Here is a 17,704-nt window from a genome sequence, read left to right on the forward strand (position 1 = left end):
AAAATACTGAATTTTTTACTGTTTGGAAAGAATGTATAACGTACAGGTATATTTTATATACCAACATACTCCCAAAAGTGGTGGAACGTTGGAACAACCTGCTGTTAAACCTTGATGTTACTGGCTTTTAAACGTTCCATCTTTTCCATTAATTGCGGAACGAAATTTGGAACTTCCTCTACCTTATTTTATTTATAGAAGTAAATCATTGTATCGGGCAACTCTGGATGAACAATGCCATCCTTAATTGATTCAGGATTACCCGGATCAGATAATTGTATTAACCACGCAGTAGGATTACTAGCACCAATTCTGTGTTTAACTTTTTTAATAAAAAATGAATAAGTTTGTAAGTCTTTAACGACTTTATTGCTTGATGGGTAGAATGGGATTCTTTCCGACATCTGATAAGCTTCATAAATATTAGATGGAGCCAAGTATAAATAGGTGGAACCATCTTCTTTTACACACTTATAATCACTATTGTTCTGTAATTGACCTTTTTTAGCCAATAAACCAATCTTGCGCAAAAAATCCATAGCAGGATGGTCTTCGATTGTTAGTTGTTGCGTTTCTTTCATCTCCTGATATACAAATTGATAAATTTCCTTTCTTTCCTCTGGATCAGAAAAAAATATTTCATCCTCCAACAAATCATTTAACTGGGCAAAGGCTGCAAATGCTGATGCAAGAACCATGGCATAATGGGACCGAATTCGAATGTGAATATTACTCCATCCCCTACTATTAAAATAATCAAGGATTTCATGATAAAGTCGTAAAAAGTTATGCTTCCATCTATAAGATGTTCTCATTAAATACTGTCCTACCCAATATGGTACTTCTTTGAGAGCTTTGACTTTTCTAATAGCCTCTTCATTAAAATTAATTTTTGAAGCATCAAATAAAACTGATCTTTGAATAATTGATGGCACGCTGGTCAATACTTCTCCACTTAACATTAAAGTCGCTTTTACAGGAAATCGAATAATAGCAGATTCATCTTTATGCCCTCTAATAAAATCCTGCCTCATATAAACATTATTTTTAAGTGACTCTGAACAGGTCTTAAAGAAATCTATCCCCTTGCTATTGTCATTCTTATTTTCAGCTTCGTCTACAACAAAAGGCATAGAGGATTTTCGACTCATACCCTTTCTTAAACTATCCAACGATGGCGGGGTGTTCAACGATACATTAATACCGGCCATTTTTGTATACTCTTTAACGGCTGTACTCTTGCCTTGACCGTGTTTTCCGTATAGGTATAGAAACGGAAAATAATCCGTTTCCTTTACAATGGCATCTACATTCATTGTTCCAGCAATATAACCCAAAGCTAGATTTGAATATTGGCCATAGAGTAATTTAAGGCACTTAAAGTAAGTGACCAAATCCTCCTTAGATGGAGTAGTATCAATATGTGGATGTATTCTATATTCGTCATCTTTATCAACATCCACTTTAAAACTCTTACCTTTTACTGCTATAATTCCATCTTCATCGGCAAGAACCACCTTATCACGATAATACGCATGTGATGGATAAATCCAGATACCCTCCTTTTCATTCCACCCCATATATGGTATAAACTCAAGTTCTTTCATAGGGCTGGTTAAAATCATGTTTATCAGACTATCTAAGTTTGTTTGCTTCCCATACCAATTGAATCTCCCGTTATTCATGCAATGTTTTTTAAAAGCTGTGTGAATTGCTAATGTCTCACCATCAAATTCGACCACTTTTGTCTGATTGTTAGAGATTATTTTTAACATATAAACCTGTTTGCCACCTTGTCTTACAGTCGTATAGAGTGGCACAACAATAAAGTTTGAGATTGGACTTTCTTTATACGTATTGTCCTCTGTCTTTACTCGTACGTAATAATATTTTTTTTCTTTATTGATTCGAAGATTATTACTATTAAAAATGTTTTCTCTTGTTGGATACAAATCAGACTGGAGATTTTTATCCTTTTGCTTAATATTATCTGGTTCATTACGCGCAGGAGAATCTTCAATTCCCACCATCACATCATTGTATAAGCCTATACTTCTTCCTACACTGGATTTTTTTCGATTTTTAGTTTCCATTTCAACTTTGTTTTTTTGATTCATGTTTTTTCCTCCATAATAAAAACCCCAAACAAGTAAAGATGGTCATAAGGCCATTCTTAAACAAGTTTGGGGTTCTCCCTTTTTTATTATTTATTTTTCAGCAAGAAACCTATTATTAAACTTACTTTTATAAGGGACCTCCTTCTTTGTACTTTGTTAATTTCAAGCTAAAATCTTAAAATATTATAATTATTGTTTTTGATATTCGAACCCCTTTTCAAAAAAAATGTTTAATATTTTCTAGATTTAATTAATAATATTGTAAAATTTAAATAGTACGGTATTTCCCAGAATAAAATTAAAGGAGCAATACAATGAGATTCAAGTTCTATAACGATACTGGCAGAATAGTTACTATACATCCAGCTACATATAAACATGGCTGCAGTGTCGATAATAAAGAAGCGATTATACCATTAGAAGAAAGACTATTCATCTTGCCAGAAGGTACCTACCCGTATGTCAAGATGTGGGACTATGGATTAAACAATGGACTTCAGTTACTGGTTTCACCTACTAAAGATTAAAAAACTTAATTTTGGTCAGTAGCCCCTATGTGAGTAGTTTAATTAAAAGCTGCTCTTTTTTTATTTGTGGGTTGTTTATAGATGTAAATGAATAAATAGATGTTGGATATAGAAAAAATGCTCATTGTCACGCCATTCATTTAAATTTCATTAAAGTCTACTTTAAGTTAAATGAAATTTAGCAAAAACTTAATCAGATCCATTAGAAAAAATTAACTTCTATTTGATTTAACTCCATTAAAAGAAAAAACCAATAAGAATTAAGTATTACGTACATATTTTTTTATTTTTCTATTCGAATTGGATAAAGTTCAAGCTAAAATGTTTTTACCTTTAAATGAAAGGAGGAAATAAAGATGGACAAAGACATTAAGAAAGCATCCTTGAGAGAAGTTATTTCACTCATAAAAGACGGGAAGACGGATCAAGAAATTGGAGCAATGTTTAACTTATCTTCAGGATCTGCTATTTATAGTCGTTTAAGGATTGTTGGAGCTGATAAATCGACCAAAAAGTGGGATTTTACCAACATTGATCAATCTATATTAGACCATAATTTTTGGGACATTCGTCAAGAAAAGAAACTAGTAATAGAAAAAAACTTTGATAACCCGTCATTTTCGGAAGAGCAAATCAATGCTCTCAAGGTTATTGCAGATGAATATATCAACCGGAGTTCTGAGAATGAAGATGATGAAAATAAATATAAAATGTTTGGCAGACTACTATTTGAACACGCCAATTATAAAAATAAAGATATTGCCGCCAAACAGTTAAATGTCCCCATTCCTGACCCTGTTATGCAACGACTAGATGATTTTGCTAATAGAAGTGGACTTGAAAAAAGATTTATCGTGAACAAAGCACTGGAAGTTTTTTTAGATTTATATCAAAATGATTTGAAATAAGTGTAACTATGCACGTTGAAGTATACCCGTTAGAGGGGTCCGTTCAACGCGTATATTATCTCCTTCTTTAAAACCAGATTTATCAATGGTTTATGTACTATATGGGCGCTCCCTTTAAATGCCGACTATATAGGCAGAGAACTACCTATTTAATACGAAATAAAGGTCTATACAACCATTCGCTTTCAAATAACCTATATTAAATTGTAACTGGGGAAGTTATTGAATTATAATCAAAATATGGTGATATTTAGAAATTTATTTAAGGGAGGACAGCTCATGGACTTCAACAAACTAATGCTTTACGCCAACATACTAGGTATCTGTTTTACTGTGGCTCTAACATATATAATTGTTGTTAACATTCTCGTTGGACTCCCTGTTCAGCCTGTCGCTATTGCTATGCTTGCAATCGGATATGTTGTCATGATTAAGAGAAATACACTTTTTCAAGAACTTTGGAATAGATGGTTCTCCGGCAGAGGAAAATAAAACTTTTCTAAAGACATTTAATAATTTCCTTTAAGTGATATGTTATTTAACCATTCATAAAATCGTTGTTTACGTGTAATTTAAATACATTTAAATCGGAATAAGGGAAAACCCCATTATTGAGTTTAAACGCACATACTATTGCGTTTAAGCCTCATTATGGGGTTTTTATTTTTGGTTAAAATTTACTGGGGGAATCTATGTGATATTAAATAAAAACGATTATGAAGCGCTTTACGAAGAGTTAAAGCTTGTTAATGAGGAGAATTATCAAGGAAACTTTTATGTAACTAGATTCGAGGATTTAGAAGAACAAGCTATGCAATTTTTGATAAATGAGAATTACATTGATGACGAGAACGAAGATAATGATCAAAATGTTTCCTTAAATATTTCTTGGAAAGGAGAAGGCTTGTACTGCTTTTGTGGACTTGGATTTATCAATAAGTATTCACTTAATCATATTGTCGATCTTTTCGAAGCTGAAACCGAGGTAAGCCACAAAATATATTTAGGTGACCATAATGAAATTGAAAAGGCAAAAAACAATTTCACAAATGTACATGTCGTATGGAATATAGATGTTTTTACCAAAACCTATTCACTTGAAGAAATCATTGAAAGTGAAAAACCCACCAATACTTCAGTAATCCTTAGTGAGCTTAGTAAACGTAAAGGAAATAGGCAATGGGGGAATCATGAAGTAGAAATTATTAAGGATATGAATAATGAGACTTTTTACGAATTTTTGAAGCAGTATAACAAGCTATTGCTAATGTCTTAGCAATTTCAAATAAAGTAAGGAAAACCTAAAGGCACCTTTTCTTCTTGGAGAAAGTGCTTTTTTCCTTTAAAAAAACTAACAGGAGAAAAGAAAATGAAAATATACTATTATTTATCGAAATCAAAAAAACGCCGTATTCAATTAGAAAGCAAGGATATCTATGCGCTGCTTTTCTTGAACGAACAGAGTATCTTATCGCAACCTCAATTCCATGAGTTTTACTCTCTGTTAAAGCCTATAAGTGAAGCTGCTTTCCGAAGAAAAATGAGTCGTTGGAACAACGCAAATATCATAAACAAAAGAAAAGTAAAAATGAAAAACGGATATGAGATGGGAATTATTGAATTGACCAATTCTGGTCAATCCATTCTAAAAAAGCTGGGTTACTTAAAAGAGAATGAAAAACTCAAATACCAAGCAAAAAGCAATTTAGACCATACTCTTGCCATTAAACAATGTGTCATCGAATTCTTAAAAAATGTCAGTCATTTAGATCCGTTCTATATTGCTGATGGAGGCAAATATGTCATTCCGTTTGGAGAAGAAGATAAAAATGATGAACTAGAGCAACCTATGATAATCTTTAAGAAGCAAAACTTCGACAATGATTTTATTCCTCCTTTAAAATCGTTAGCTAAGTACAATCCAGATTTTATGGAGAAGTACAAAAAATCAGGGATAGTTCAATCATTTGTGCCGCAGGACTTCACTCATATTAAAGAGCAGCTTGGCGATAAGACGGGATTAACTCCAGATTGGATTTTTAAAGTGAAGGACACATTCATCTATGTTGAGGTGGATAGTGGTAGCGAAAAAATCAAAACGAAGCGGGACCATGCCAATACCATCATTGAAAAACACGATGTTAAATCAATTGAAGGCAAATTGTATCGTTACGAAGAGTTGGCTAAAAATGATCCAGAGCATAAACATAAAGTAATTTTCGCGTTAATGGATGATAGTGATGTAGTGAAAACTACTAACATTCACTCAAATAAAAACACACGTATTGCGAACTTAAAACACGATATCGCTCATATGAATCACTACAAGGATTGGGACATAGATGTTTGTGTTACAGGAATGAAAAGATTGAACGCCTTAGTACAGGCCATCTATAAAGAATTACTTGGAAATAAAGAATTAGACATCATACAGAAATATAGAGTTATAGTTAGTTCTTTAATCGAGGCTGGTCTGAGACCCAATTGGAAAAACACTAGGGCAAGACTTGTTCGTATGAGTGATTATAAATCTAATAACATTTCAATAAACGGTTTAAACTATGTACCAGATGTTTTATGTAGGTTCTTCCAAGAACAAGACAATAAATATGAACAATATTTTGTCCCTATATTTATCAGAGAGGGTAACGTAAAAGACATGGAGATCTTAGCATATTACACAATCCCTACCGCTGATGGCAGATTCAAATACAATGCAAAGATACTAGCAATGTACGAAACGAAAGAAGAACTTTTTAACGATGTTCTTCGGAAGACAAAGAAAGTAAACGCCAATAAGATAACAAAAGAAAAAGTTGATAATAACGGAATGGATACGGACAATATCCTATTCGTTGCTTTAGATGAATTATCTGAAGGGCAACTTCGTCTCTACGATGCTGACAAAAAAATTGTTTATGTAAGCCAGTTGTTCTGAATTGAACAGAGTAACTGGCTTTAAGACATATTGGCATGACTAACATTAATAACTGTTGAAATAAGTTCTTGATTCAATAAAAGTGTTCCTTTTTGGTGTACCAGACTTATCTCGCCCCTTTAAGCTTTAATTTAAAGACGTAATTCTGTTTTTTCCGCAAAAGTGTTCCTTTTCGGTGTACCGACTTACTTTATTGCTAACTCCAATATGGATTAACAAAAAACATTGCCAGTTGTTCGAAAGAAGCTGCCCTAATTGGACCGCCTACTCCAGAACAACAACAACTTTTCATAGCAAATACAACCGTATTAAACCAGAAGATCGATTTCCACTAGGGTATAATCCATTAACATTATAAAAAAAGAAGAAGGATGTGCTTCCTTCTTCTAGTTTCTGTCATAGATTTGAATAAACAATATGCTCAATTTGTTCCTGATTTTGTTCAAAGCCGATTAATATTGTTTTTTTAGTTCTGAACAATCGCTTTCTCTCAAATATGAAAGCAGGGACTATTCGAGTACCGGTTATCCCAATAAGCTCTTGTTCCTTTTCAGGCTCGTTTGCTAAATTAATTTCTTTATAATGAAATCCTTTATTCGAAAGAAACTCTTTCGCTGCTTTGCAATCCAGTCAGGTTGGTCTGGAATACATAGTCAGTGTTACTTTTTTCATCTCATCATTCCTCTCTTAATTTGCTAAGGATGTGAATATTAAGATAAAGTTGATGGCATGTGATACCTTGGCAAATTATAAATCAGTATGGTTTTCAGTATGATTTCCGCTCTTAACATCTGGATCCGCAATTAATTGATCGTAGATGATATATCCTGCCATAACAACCAACAAATAGGCGATTGCAGCTATTGCCCACTTTTTCATTGGGAAATCTTCCTTTCAGCAAATTTAGTCATTTAGTTTTACCCGTTGTAAGCGAAGGGCATTCAACACTACAGAAACAGAACTAAATGCCATTGCAGCCCCAGCCAACCACGGAGCAAGGAACCCTGCTGCCGCTATTGGGATGCCGAGAGAATTATAGGCCAATGCCCAGAAAAGGTTTTGTTTAATATTGCGAATCGTTTTCTTACTCATTAAGATAGCATCGGCTATGCTGTTCAGATCCCCTCTCATCAGAGTGATATCTGCTGCCTCCATCGCAACATCTGTACCAGTACCAATCGCCATACCGATATCGGCCATTGCCAGTGCTGGTGCATCATTGATGCCATCACCAACCATCGCTACCCGTTTCCCTTGTTCCTGCAGCTTTTTCACTTCCTCAGCTTTTCCTTCAGGAAGGACTTCTGCAATCGCCCTGTCGATTCCGACTTCATTCGCAATTGCTTCAGCAGTACGCTTGTTATCGCCTGTCATCATGATCACTTCAAGCCCTGCATCTTTCAAACGTTTAATCGCTTCTTTCGATGTTTCTTTTACAGTATCAGCTACAGCAACGATTCCCGCGAACTTTCGATCAATCGCAACAAGCATCGCTGTTTTTCCGTTATCCTCAAAAGTTTCCATTTTGTTGATTGCTGACTCAATAGTAATATCATTCTTATTCATTAATCTTCTTGTACCAACCAATAGTTCATGACCATCCACGGTTGCCTTTATTCCGTGTCCGGGTATTGCTTCAAATTCCTGTACATCCATCAAAGATATATTTCTTGCCTTACCGCCTTGAACGATTGCTTCCGCAAGTGGATGCTCGGATTGTTTTTCCGCCGAACCGACAAGCGCAAGGAATGTTTCTTCATCCACATTTCCTTCAATGACTACATCCGTTAATATCGGTTTCCCATGTGTTACAGTACCTGTTTTATCTAAAACTACGGTTGTAATACGGTGTGTTGCTTCAAGATGTTCTCCGCCCTTAAATAAGACTCCATATTCGGCTGCCCGTCCAGATCCTGCCATAATTGAAGTTGGCGTAGCGAGTCCCAATGCACAAGGACATGCAATAACTAGAACGGCAATTAGTTTCTCAAGCGCTTCGGCAAATTCACCGGGACTTACCCATAGATACCAGATTAAGAAAGTGATAACTGCAATCCCAACCACGATTGGTACGAAAATACCCGAAATTCTATCCGCCACCCGTTGAATCGGTGCTTTTGAACCTTGAGCTTCTTCCACTACTTTGATGATTTGGGCTAGTGCAGTGTCTCTTCCTACTTTTGTGGCCCTTACTTTTAAGAAACCATTTTTATTTAGGGTAGCTCCAATGACGGTATCTCCAACAGACTTGCTGACAGGAACACTTTCACCTGTTAGCATTGATTCATCCATTGCGGAACGACCTTCCACTATTTCCCCGTCAACCGGCACTTTTTCACCCGGTTTGATGTAGACTATATCTCCGACGGCTACTTCTTCAAGTGGAATTTCAGTTTCATTTCCATCCCTTAAAACAGTAGCAGTCTTTGCTTGCAGTCCCATTAATTTTTTAATGGCCTCTGAAGACCGGCCTTTTGCCCTCGCTTCAAATAATTTCCCTAAAATTATCAGGGTGATGAGAATGGCACTAGTTTCAAAATACAGCTCTACCATATGCACATTAGACCCGATAGATTCAATTGCTTGGTATACACTATAGAAGTAGGCAGCAGAGGTTCCTAGTGCCACTAATACGTCCATATTGGCACTTTTATTCCGAAGGGCCTTATAAGCTCCCACGTAAAACTGCCTTCCGATAATAAACTGGACTGGTGTGGCTAGTGCCATTTGGACCCAAGGATTCATAAACATTTCAGGTACATAGATAAAAGAAGTAAATTCAAAATGCCCAACCATAGACCACAATAACGGCAAGGAAAGAATTAACGAAAACAGAAATTTCCCTTTTTGTTTTTCTAGCTCCTGTTCCCGGAAATCGGCTGTCTCTTGTTGATCTTGCTTTAATTTAGCTTCGTATCCGATTTTGTGAACTTTCTCAATCATGTCTTGGATAGAAACCTCTGAAGGGTTGTATTCAACTGTTGCTGATTCAAGTGCTAAATTGACCGTTGCATTCTCAACACCCTCAAGTTTATTTAACCCTTTTTCAATGCGGGTTGCACAGGCTGCACATGTCATTCCCACTAAGTCGAACTCAATTTTTTCTTTGACGACTCCGTATCCAAGGTCATTTATTTTTTGCTCGAAAGCATCCATTTTTGTAACCTCTGGATTATACCTAACTGTTGCTTTTTCTAAGGCTAAGTTAACGGTAGCACTTTTTACACCTTGAACTTTATTTAGTCCCTTTTCAATGCGAGTCGCACAGGCTGCACATGTCATTCCCGAAATAGGGATTTGAGCCTCCTTTAAAGATGCACTGCTCACTTTGATCACTCCTTCTATAAAAGGCTTAATAATATTAATCTTACTTACAACTTAATACTATACCCCCCCACCCTATATGTCAATGATGATTTTTCTTTTTGGGGGAGAATTCATTGCATTTCCATGCTATGTAAACACCTTTTCTTACATATTTTGTCCTTTTAATAAAAGGTATACCATTTAAAAAAACAGAACTCGCTTAATAAAAGACAGGTTCTGTTTTTTTAATTCTATTATTACTCTACGTCATATCCTTGATCATCAATGGTTTCTTTGATTTTCTCTAATGACACAGAGGCAGAATCAAATTGCACATTTACTTTACCATTTTCAAGATCAACAGCTACCTTATCAACACCCTTTATCTCTCCTACACTTCCTTCAATTGCTTTTACACAATGTCCACAAGACATACCTTTAACATTTAAAGTTACATTTTCCATTCCTTAACCCTCCGTCACTTTTTCATTAACTTTTGTACAGTCACAAGAACCTCGTCAAGAACCTCAAGATCTCCCTCTTGAATTCTTTCCAACACACAGTTTTTCATGTGTCCTTCAAGTAATATCTTAGCAACGCTGTTTAATGCTGATTGCGTTGCTGCTATTTGGGTAATTACATCATCACAGTAAGTATCTCTTTCAATAAGGCCTTTGATGCCACGTACCTGACCCTCAATTCGATTTAAACGAGTTACAAGGTTCTTCTTAACTTTATCAGAATGGTGGCTCTTTCTGTCGCTGTGTTCAATTGAACAACAATCATCAGCCATTGTTTCTTCATTATTTATATCTAACGACATCGCCTCGCCTCCTTCACGATTATTATATGATACCCCCGTACAGTATGTAAAGTTTTACACAGTATATTTTTTAACCATTCTTTATCATCGCAAGCTCATCTAATAACGCTTTCTCATCTATTCTTCGGATAAATTTATGAAACTGTTCTCTTCTTTTTCCATTGCGAGAATACAGTTCAATCAAGTGTTCAACAGCTTTATATAATTGATTTGGAGCTAGGTCTTCTAGCAGTAAGAAACCAACCTCTGCATCTTTTCCCTTTGCCTTGCCGCCAACATAAAGATTGTAATGCTCTTTGATTTTCATAACCCCAATGTCACTTAACAATGGCTCTCCGCATCCTACTGGGCAGCCGGTATATGCTACCCTTAATGTAAAGGGAACTGGTTTCCCAGCAATGCGCCTGTTTAATTCTTTAGCAACCGGCATCCCTTCCTCTTCTTCTCCCTTGCAAAAGTTACATGTTCTCAAACTTTTCACATAGTTTCCCACCGGGTAGCAAAATAAACCTACATGCGTGAATTCTTCAATGATTTCGTCCTTTTTCTCTTCAGGTATTTCAATATATAATTGCTGAAAGGTAGTTAGCTCTAAACTATCTTCCTCATCCAAATATTTAGCGATAGTAATCAATTGTTTTGAATTTAATTTTGATCCAAAGTCAATACCACCATTAACAGCTATTTTTATTGTTTTTTCTTTTTGATTCACAATAAAGCCCCCCTTATAGTATTTAGCTTTTAGCTTTTAGTTTTTTGACATTTCAATCTACTCTTTCTATGTTGATAATAGTTGCTCAACAAATTTCAAAAATTTTGGAGTGAGGATATGATTTTTGAACTGGATGAAAAAGCAAAAAGCTGGATTGAAACCAAAGGAAAACATTTAACAGTTAATACCGTTGAGCTACAATGATGCTGCGCTGTAGGGGTACAGGACCTAATTGCTGTTCCCAAAAAACCAAAGGACACGCATCGCTATACTACATATGAAGTAGATAATCTTTCTATATACATTCAAAAAAATATAGAGGTTCAGGACAAGATTTCCCTCAAAATGTCGGGCATTGGTTTTTTTAAAGGTAAATCGGCAAAAGTAACTAGTTAACCGTTATAAAAATTGAGAGATACATAAAGGATTAGCCAATAGCCAATCCTTTGCTCCCTCTACGGGAGAGTTGATATAGAAGATTGATAGAATTAAAAATTCTTAGTTTGTAATTCTCCTTCTTGTACAAGTAAATCCCAAGACTTTGTACCATCAACCGTACGATATATATTACCGTTAAAAGTAGAAAAGACCATTTCCTTCTCACTTTGAGGATTTTGAGCTAAATACATAATGGCATCCTCTTTTAATTCCGGAATAAAGATTCTTTGCTCGTTATCCTTCGTTAAAGACCGTTTAATTAACTGAGCTTCTTCTTTATACCCGCCATATATCAAATGATCGTTCGTTAAAAACACTGCCGTTCCTTGTATATCATTGGAAATCAGATGAAAGTTTTCTCCGTTATCTTCTGACAAATAAACTCCATCTTTCCCCACACTTGCAACAATGTTTGGTTCCGTTGGATGAACAGTAAGTGAGAAAATTTCGTATCCAAGACCTTTTCCGGCTACTTTCTTCCATGTTTTGGTATTATCATCACTTTTATATAGTTTATTACCGTCCATTAGAGAATTTTTCTGAGGACTTATGGCATAAATTACGTTGTTCTCGAAACCTACACCCATTACGTGAAAATCAGTTTCCCCTTCCAAAGTTAGATTTTCTAATGATTGGCCGTTGTCAAAACTTCTTTTTATCCCTAACGGGTTCGGAAGTGCTGAATCTTTACCCGGATGTCCACTTGAATAAAATCCTTTCTGTACCGCGTTAAATCCCATATAATCATTATTTTCCGTTTTGGTGCGATACCACTTACCATTTTTAAAAACTTTTAACCCATCATGTGCTGCAAAAAAAACTGCATTTTGATTACCTGCATAACCAAGACCATGAATATGCTCCAGTGTTCCGTCAAATGACGTAAAAAAACTGTTCGATTCAATGGGTTCTTTTCCATTGGAATGAGGGGTGTTTTTTAATTCATTCTGACTTGGTGATTTTTCCTGTTCTACATCTTGTGTCTCATTACTTTGATTACAGGCAGCCACAGCAAAGGCTAATCCTATTATTACTACTAACAAATGAATTTTTTTCATGTAATTCTCTCCTTGTTACACTCTGTCAAATAACATTATCTATTAACATACTAAAAAATTGTGCAGAAATTTTGCATTTATTTATATTTGATTCACGGAATGGTTACTTTATCATCGTGTGTTATGTAGAAAAAAATCTGCACATTTTTTTAACATTTCTTTGTTACAATTTACTCAGATTGATTGAGAGGGGAATTTGTATTGTATGAATATTTAAATAAAGTAAATTCTTTTCTAAACCTGTATATCAACTGATGGATGGTTCGCTAACTATACCACTATTCACGGCTCTTCTTGTTAGGCATTCTTGGCTCCTTGGCACCATGTCAGCTAACGGGAAACTTCACAGCTATAACTTATTTCGGAAAAAAGTCTGTTAGTAATACAACCCCGTGGGGCCAAATATTTTTGTTTTTATTTGGTAAAGTATTGGTCTTCTCCTTGTTTGGAGGATTAATCTGGCTTTTGGGCAAAGAATTTCAATCCGTTCTTACTACATATTTTGCTTACTTTCGCAAAAGTGTTGGCTTTATTAACATAATTGTTGGCCTTTTTCTACTAGGTTATTTGCAGTTAACGTGGCTGAATCGTGTAATCAAAACGAGAACCTTGAGAGATACAAAAGGGAATATCAGTGCTTTCTTACTGGGTATAAGCTACTCTGTAGCCTTTTGCCCCCAATAACGCTCACTGATTCTTTAGGTTTTACCTTACCACCTATTTTTGGTATTGGCACCTCACTACCTCTTTTATTTTTCTTGTTTATGATTTGGGCATTTGGCGCAGAAGGATCCCTCTTAAAAAAAGGGAAGAAGTTTGGAAACCGTGGTTCAGAAAGTGGCGGGAGTAATTATTATTCTGATTGGTTTGTTTGATATCGTTACTTACTGGTAAAAAAGAAGCTCCCATATAGGCTAACGTGTTCTGTTTTCACCATTGACATGTTGATCACATGTATCGAATAACAAACGGCAGAACGAATTTCTCATTCTGCCTTTTTAGATATTAATGACCAGAATGCCCTCCATCGTCACCTTTTGATGGAGAAAGTTCATCTTCTGTGACCCATTGGTGGTTTTTCACTTTTTCTCCACCTGTTGTTGGCGTGTAATCAACCATATAAATAGTCGTTTGTTTTGCTGAATCTATAGTAGCCTTTGCACCCTTCATACCTTCCATGTGATTAGCTTCTAGGGTCACTTCATCACCCGCTTTATAAGGCTTTTCACCAGCATCCTTCAAATCTTCTTGAATAACCCATTTATGATTTGTCACTTTTTCTCCACCCGTTGTTGGAGTGTAAGTTACGGCATAGACAGTCGTTTCATAAGCACCAACAATCTCAGCTTCGGCACCCTTCATGCCTTCCATGTGGTCCGTTTCTAATATCACCTTGCCTCCAACTGGATATGTCGGATTCTTTGTTTCTTTTAACCCTTCAGGAACTTCGCCTGAGCTGGAATGATCCATTTCAGAATGGTCCATACCTGATTGGTTCTTCTCTTCTTGTTTGGAATCGTTATTGTTGTTTGAATGGTTTTCGTGGTCTGTGTTATTTCCACATCCAGCTAAACCTAAAATTATAGCAAGACCAAGTAAAATCAGTTGTTTTTTCATTTTCCCCCACCCTTTTATAATAATATTTGGTACTAATATAGCATACCCATGAAGGGTATATAATCAAACAAAAACTCTTTTCAAATTAATGTCCAATATTCCAACTGCATAGCTTCACAAGTATCTAATTAATTTTTAATCAGATTGACATTGCCCAAGACAAAAACCTTACTAACAGTTTATATAAAAATTCTACCAAGAAAATGTGCAAAAATTATGCAGTTAGCTGCTTTCCCGTTTTATCATAAGTTAACGATGTTTTGACGAAACTCTAACAGCTAAGAATATTTATTACCAATTTTTTAAAATCACAAACAGGTGTAACAAGCAGGTTTGTATCTTTAGTAATTCCTAAAATTCTTTGGATTTCTACTGGAACCGTTATTTTATTACCATGATATACAAATTTATTATGAGAATTTTCATCTAAGATGTGTTCGATAATTATTGAATTATTTTCAACGTAAATACATAAAAACATCTCTTCTTTAAAATTAAGGTATTGTCTTAATCCTTTGGGAATATATAATTGACCAGTTTTAGTCAATCTCCTTTGAATCTCCATAATGAATCATTCCTTATTTACCCACTTATAGCCCACTCCCCAGACAGTGCGTAAATGTTTATCTATAGGAAAATTTACTTGCCTTAATTTATCCCGGACATTCCTAACATGAGAATCAACTGTTCTATCTTCAGTATAAGTATTATTTCCCCAAATTAAATCAAGTAACAGCGCTCTAGAAAACACTTTATTTGGGTTTTTTAAAAATAAGCCAACTAACAAAAATTCTTTAGGTGTTGTTTGAATAATTTCACTTGCATATCGTAGTTCGTATGCAGCTTCATCCCAGCTCAAGCCGTTAAAATTAATCTTTCTAACCTCTTTGTTCTGATATCTTCGAAATACTGCATTAATTCTTGCCAGTAATTCTCCCTCATCAATAGGTTTGGTAATATAATCATCTGCACCAGTTTCCAGACCTTTAACAATATCAATTTTTTCATTTCTAGCGGATATCATTATAATTGGAACTTCAGAAAACTTTCTAATTTTTTCACAAGTCTCCCATCCATCCATCTGAGGCATCATAATATCCAGTAAAACTAAATCGATATTGTTACCCTCCAGTAGTGAAAGTGCTTCTTCACCTGAGTTTGCCTTTACACATTGATAAAAAGGAGATAGATATAAGCTTAATAAATCAAGCATCCTTACTTCATCATCCACCAATAATAAGGTTTTCACTGTCTCACCTCCCCTAAAGTGATTAAGAATCGTGTTCCTTCCCCAAGCTGACTTTCTACCTGAATAGCACTATCTTGATGCGCATCCACTAACTCCTTAACAATAGCTAGCCCTAGTCCAGAACCACCAAAGCCTCTTGATCGAGATTTTTCAACTCTATAAAACCTCTCAAAGATAAATGGAAGATCTTCTGTTGGGATGCCGTAACCTTCATCCTTTATCTCGATGCAAACATTACCTTTATCTTTGTAAGCGTGTATACTGGTTGTTGTTTCTATCGGTGAATATTTAATCGAATTGTCAAGCAAGTTGAGAATGATTTGTTCAAAACGCATCGGATCTACATTTACTTTAAGATTTGCTTCACATTCCAAATCCAAATGTATTCTTTTTTCCTGAAAAGCCGGAAGCATTTTTTCATAAAGCGTATGTAGAAATAAAGATAAATTTACGATTTCTTTATTGATCGTGAATGTATTTTTATCAATCCTTGCTAGATCAAATAAATCCTTAATCATATCTGAGAGTTTTTCTGATTCTTCAAAGATAATATCTAAATATTTTCTCCTATCGTGTTTATCGAGATTATCCCTTCTTGCTATATCAGCATAACCTTTAATATAGGTAATAGGTGTTCTAAGTTCATGTGATATGTTGGCAAGAAACTCATTTCTATCTTCCTTTAAATGCTTTAAATCAGTAGATAAAACCGTTATTGACTTTGCTAAATCTCCTAATTCATCCTTTCCCATTTCCGGCAAATTCACCGTAAAGTCACCCTTACTGATTTTCTCAGTAGCTTTTTTCATCTTGATTAATGGTTTTGTTAATACTCTTGTCAAAGAAATAATTGTTAAGATCATGAAAGTAATAGTCAATATTGCAGCAATAACAAAGTGTCTGTTTAATTTAGAGATTAAACTTTGGACCTGATCCGTGCTTTGAAACATAAAAACATATCCATAATTATGGTCATTAATGAAATATGGGCTTATTGTCGAAATATATTTTTCAGTCCTCCACCTATCCTCCAAGATGGAACCTTGCCTCGGAACATCTTTAACCTTAGTTGTAATAATTTTCTGTTCTTCATTATCCAGATTATTTGATGTTACTAAGATGTCATTATTTTGGTCAGTTATAACTACTTCTGTATCAGCCTGAGCTTCCATTAAAGCAACATGATGAAGTGTGTCACTTTTAAAAGACTTTTCTACTACATCTCTATGGCTATTTCCTCTTGCTTGTAGAGCATTAAGTTCCTCTTCAACCCTTGAATCCACTATGTTGGAGTGTAAAAAGAAAAACAAAAACGATTCAAGAATAAGAATAATTACGAAAAACCAAAATCCTAACCTTAACGAAATTTTATTTATCGGAATCACCACTTTTTTTAAAACGTTATATCAAAAATATCATAAAATTATGCAGTTTCTTAGGAGTTTTATAAAACCCGTTAGTTCAATTTCCTGATGGGTAAAATTAATATGACTATAAATTTAGGAGGTATGATTATGAATTCTACTTACGAAGAATGCATCAAAGCCTGTTTGGAGTGTATGGAATCATGTAACATGTGTTTCGATGCTTGCCTGAAAGAAGAGGATGTAAAAATGATGGCTTACTGTATTCGCTTGGACAGAGAGTGCGCTGATATTTGCAGTTTTGCGGCCAAAGCCATGCAATCAAATAGTCCTTTCGCAAAACAAATTTGTCAACTTTGTGCAGATATCTGTGAAGCATGTGGCAACGAATGCAAGAAACATGAACACCACGAGCATTGTAGAAAGTGTGCTGAAGCATGTTTTAGATGTGCTGAAGCATGTCGAAAAATGGTTGCATAAATTAATCTAAAGACAAAAAAAGAAAAACACACATCAATGACTGGATTAAAATGGTACCTGTAGTTAGGACACTTGAAAAAGAGTGTTTTATCTACAGGTATTTTTTTATATACTTATAATTACTAAATAGGGATTAGAGGACAACATGAGTAGAATAACATTTTCAA

The 17,704-nt window shown here is 35.0% G+C and carries 20 protein-coding genes; 8 read left to right on the forward strand and 12 right to left on the reverse strand.

From position 1 onward, the window contains the following. Window positions 1-188: 188 nt before the first annotated feature. The gene (locus tag F9279_RS16840; RefSeq protein WP_152115146.1) at window positions 189-2,117 is read right to left on the reverse strand and encodes a hypothetical protein; all 1,929 of its coding nucleotides are present in this window, start codon (window positions 2,115-2,117) and stop codon (window positions 189-191) included. Window positions 2,118-2,431: 314 nt separating this feature from the next. Between F9279_RS16840 and F9279_RS16845 the strand changes: the two genes are divergently transcribed. The 5 genes from F9279_RS16845 to F9279_RS16865 all read left to right on the forward strand — a co-directional run bounded on the left by F9279_RS16845 (window position 2,432) and on the right by F9279_RS16865 (window position 6,490). Further along, window positions 2,432-2,644: a hypothetical protein gene (locus tag F9279_RS16845; RefSeq protein WP_094768399.1), complete on the forward strand. Its 213-nt coding sequence runs from the start codon at window positions 2,432-2,434 to the stop codon at window positions 2,642-2,644. A 356-nt stretch (window positions 2,645-3,000) separates the two neighbouring features. After that, window positions 3,001-3,552, forward strand: a complete 552-nt coding sequence (locus F9279_RS16850) for a hypothetical protein (protein WP_094768400.1) — start codon at window positions 3,001-3,003, stop codon at window positions 3,550-3,552. A 279-nt stretch (window positions 3,553-3,831) separates the two neighbouring features. Then, complete coding sequence (locus F9279_RS16855; protein WP_094768401.1) at window positions 3,832-4,044, forward strand: hypothetical protein; 213 nt, start codon at window positions 3,832-3,834, stop codon at window positions 4,042-4,044. A 202-nt stretch (window positions 4,045-4,246) separates the two neighbouring features. Further along, window positions 4,247-4,828, forward strand: a complete 582-nt coding sequence (locus F9279_RS16860) for a hypothetical protein (protein WP_094768402.1) — start codon at window positions 4,247-4,249, stop codon at window positions 4,826-4,828. A 264-nt stretch (window positions 4,829-5,092) separates the two neighbouring features. After that, the gene (locus F9279_RS16865) at window positions 5,093-6,490 is read left to right on the forward strand and encodes a hypothetical protein (protein WP_226793653.1); all 1,398 of its coding nucleotides are present in this window, start codon (window positions 5,093-5,095) and stop codon (window positions 6,488-6,490) included. 396 nt (window positions 6,491-6,886) lie between these two features. Here the strand turns inward: F9279_RS16865 and F9279_RS26285 are convergent, their stop codons facing one another. From F9279_RS26285 to F9279_RS16895, 7 genes are all read right to left on the reverse strand, one after another. After that, a complete protein-coding gene (locus tag F9279_RS26285) occupies window positions 6,887-7,120 on the reverse strand; it encodes a glutaredoxin family protein (RefSeq protein ID WP_152115177.1) in 234 nt (77 codons plus the stop codon). A gap of 117 nt (window positions 7,121-7,237) precedes the next feature. Continuing rightward, window positions 7,238-7,369: a hypothetical protein gene (locus F9279_RS25985; RefSeq protein ID WP_264298259.1), complete on the reverse strand. Its 132-nt coding sequence runs from the start codon at window positions 7,367-7,369 to the stop codon at window positions 7,238-7,240. Between the two features lie 24 nt (window positions 7,370-7,393). Beyond that, entirely contained in the window at window positions 7,394-9,772 is a 2,379-nt protein-coding gene (locus F9279_RS16875; protein WP_413463221.1) for a heavy metal translocating P-type ATPase, read from the reverse strand. A gap of 281 nt (window positions 9,773-10,053) precedes the next feature. Next, window positions 10,054-10,260, reverse strand: a complete 207-nt coding sequence (gene copZ / locus F9279_RS16880) for a copper chaperone CopZ (RefSeq protein ID WP_152115155.1) — start codon at window positions 10,258-10,260, stop codon at window positions 10,054-10,056. 14 nt (window positions 10,261-10,274) lie between these two features. Continuing rightward, window positions 10,275-10,619 carry a metal-sensitive transcriptional regulator gene (locus F9279_RS16885; protein WP_152115157.1) on the reverse strand — a complete coding sequence of 115 codons (345 nt, stop codon included), beginning with the start codon at window positions 10,617-10,619 and terminating at the stop codon, window positions 10,275-10,277. A gap of 70 nt (window positions 10,620-10,689) precedes the next feature. Continuing rightward, a complete protein-coding gene (locus tag F9279_RS16890) occupies window positions 10,690-11,331 on the reverse strand; it encodes a nitrite reductase (protein WP_152115159.1) in 642 nt (213 codons plus the stop codon). 488 nt (window positions 11,332-11,819) lie between these two features. Continuing rightward, window positions 11,820-12,827, reverse strand: coding sequence for a F510_1955 family glycosylhydrolase (locus tag F9279_RS16895; RefSeq protein ID WP_152115161.1), 1,008 nt, complete (start codon window positions 12,825-12,827; stop codon window positions 11,820-11,822). A 315-nt stretch (window positions 12,828-13,142) separates the two neighbouring features. Here F9279_RS16895 and F9279_RS26290 point away from each other — a divergent pair, with 315 nt between their 5' ends. After that, entirely contained in the window at window positions 13,143-13,511 is a 369-nt protein-coding gene (locus tag F9279_RS26290; protein ID WP_413463222.1) for a cytochrome c biogenesis CcdA family protein, read from the forward strand. Further along, entirely contained in the window at window positions 13,499-13,702 is a 204-nt protein-coding gene (locus F9279_RS25740; protein WP_226793656.1) for a hypothetical protein, read from the forward strand. Before F9279_RS26290 ends, F9279_RS25740 begins: the two co-directional genes overlap by 13 nt. A gap of 130 nt (window positions 13,703-13,832) precedes the next feature. Here F9279_RS25740 and F9279_RS16905 read toward each other — a convergent pair whose 3' ends face one another. The 4 genes from F9279_RS16905 to F9279_RS16920 all read right to left on the reverse strand — a co-directional run bounded on the left by F9279_RS16905 (window position 13,833) and on the right by F9279_RS16920 (window position 16,976). Then, the gene (locus F9279_RS16905; RefSeq protein ID WP_152115165.1) at window positions 13,833-14,444 is read right to left on the reverse strand and encodes a YdhK family protein; all 612 of its coding nucleotides are present in this window, start codon (window positions 14,442-14,444) and stop codon (window positions 13,833-13,835) included. A 271-nt stretch (window positions 14,445-14,715) separates the two neighbouring features. Then, window positions 14,716-14,991, reverse strand: coding sequence for an AbrB/MazE/SpoVT family DNA-binding domain-containing protein (locus F9279_RS16910; RefSeq protein ID WP_152115167.1), 276 nt, complete (start codon window positions 14,989-14,991; stop codon window positions 14,716-14,718). 24 nt (window positions 14,992-15,015) lie between these two features. Further along, window positions 15,016-15,693: a response regulator transcription factor gene (locus F9279_RS16915; protein ID WP_152115169.1), complete on the reverse strand. Its 678-nt coding sequence runs from the start codon at window positions 15,691-15,693 to the stop codon at window positions 15,016-15,018. Then, window positions 15,690-16,976 carry an ATP-binding protein gene (locus F9279_RS16920; RefSeq protein WP_319020774.1) on the reverse strand — a complete coding sequence of 429 codons (1,287 nt, stop codon included), beginning with the start codon at window positions 16,974-16,976 and terminating at the stop codon, window positions 15,690-15,692. Before F9279_RS16920 ends, F9279_RS16915 begins: the two co-directional genes overlap by 4 nt. Window positions 16,977-17,207: 231 nt before the next feature. Here F9279_RS16920 and F9279_RS16925 point away from each other — a divergent pair, with 231 nt between their 5' ends. After that, entirely contained in the window at window positions 17,208-17,537 is a 330-nt protein-coding gene (locus tag F9279_RS16925; RefSeq protein ID WP_152115171.1) for a four-helix bundle copper-binding protein, read from the forward strand. Window positions 17,538-17,704 lie beyond the last annotated feature (167 nt).

It is taken from the genome of Bacillus sp. B1-b2 (genome assembly GCF_009183415.1).
In the GTDB taxonomy this organism is placed as follows: domain Bacteria; phylum Bacillota; class Bacilli; order Bacillales; family Cytobacillaceae; genus Niallia.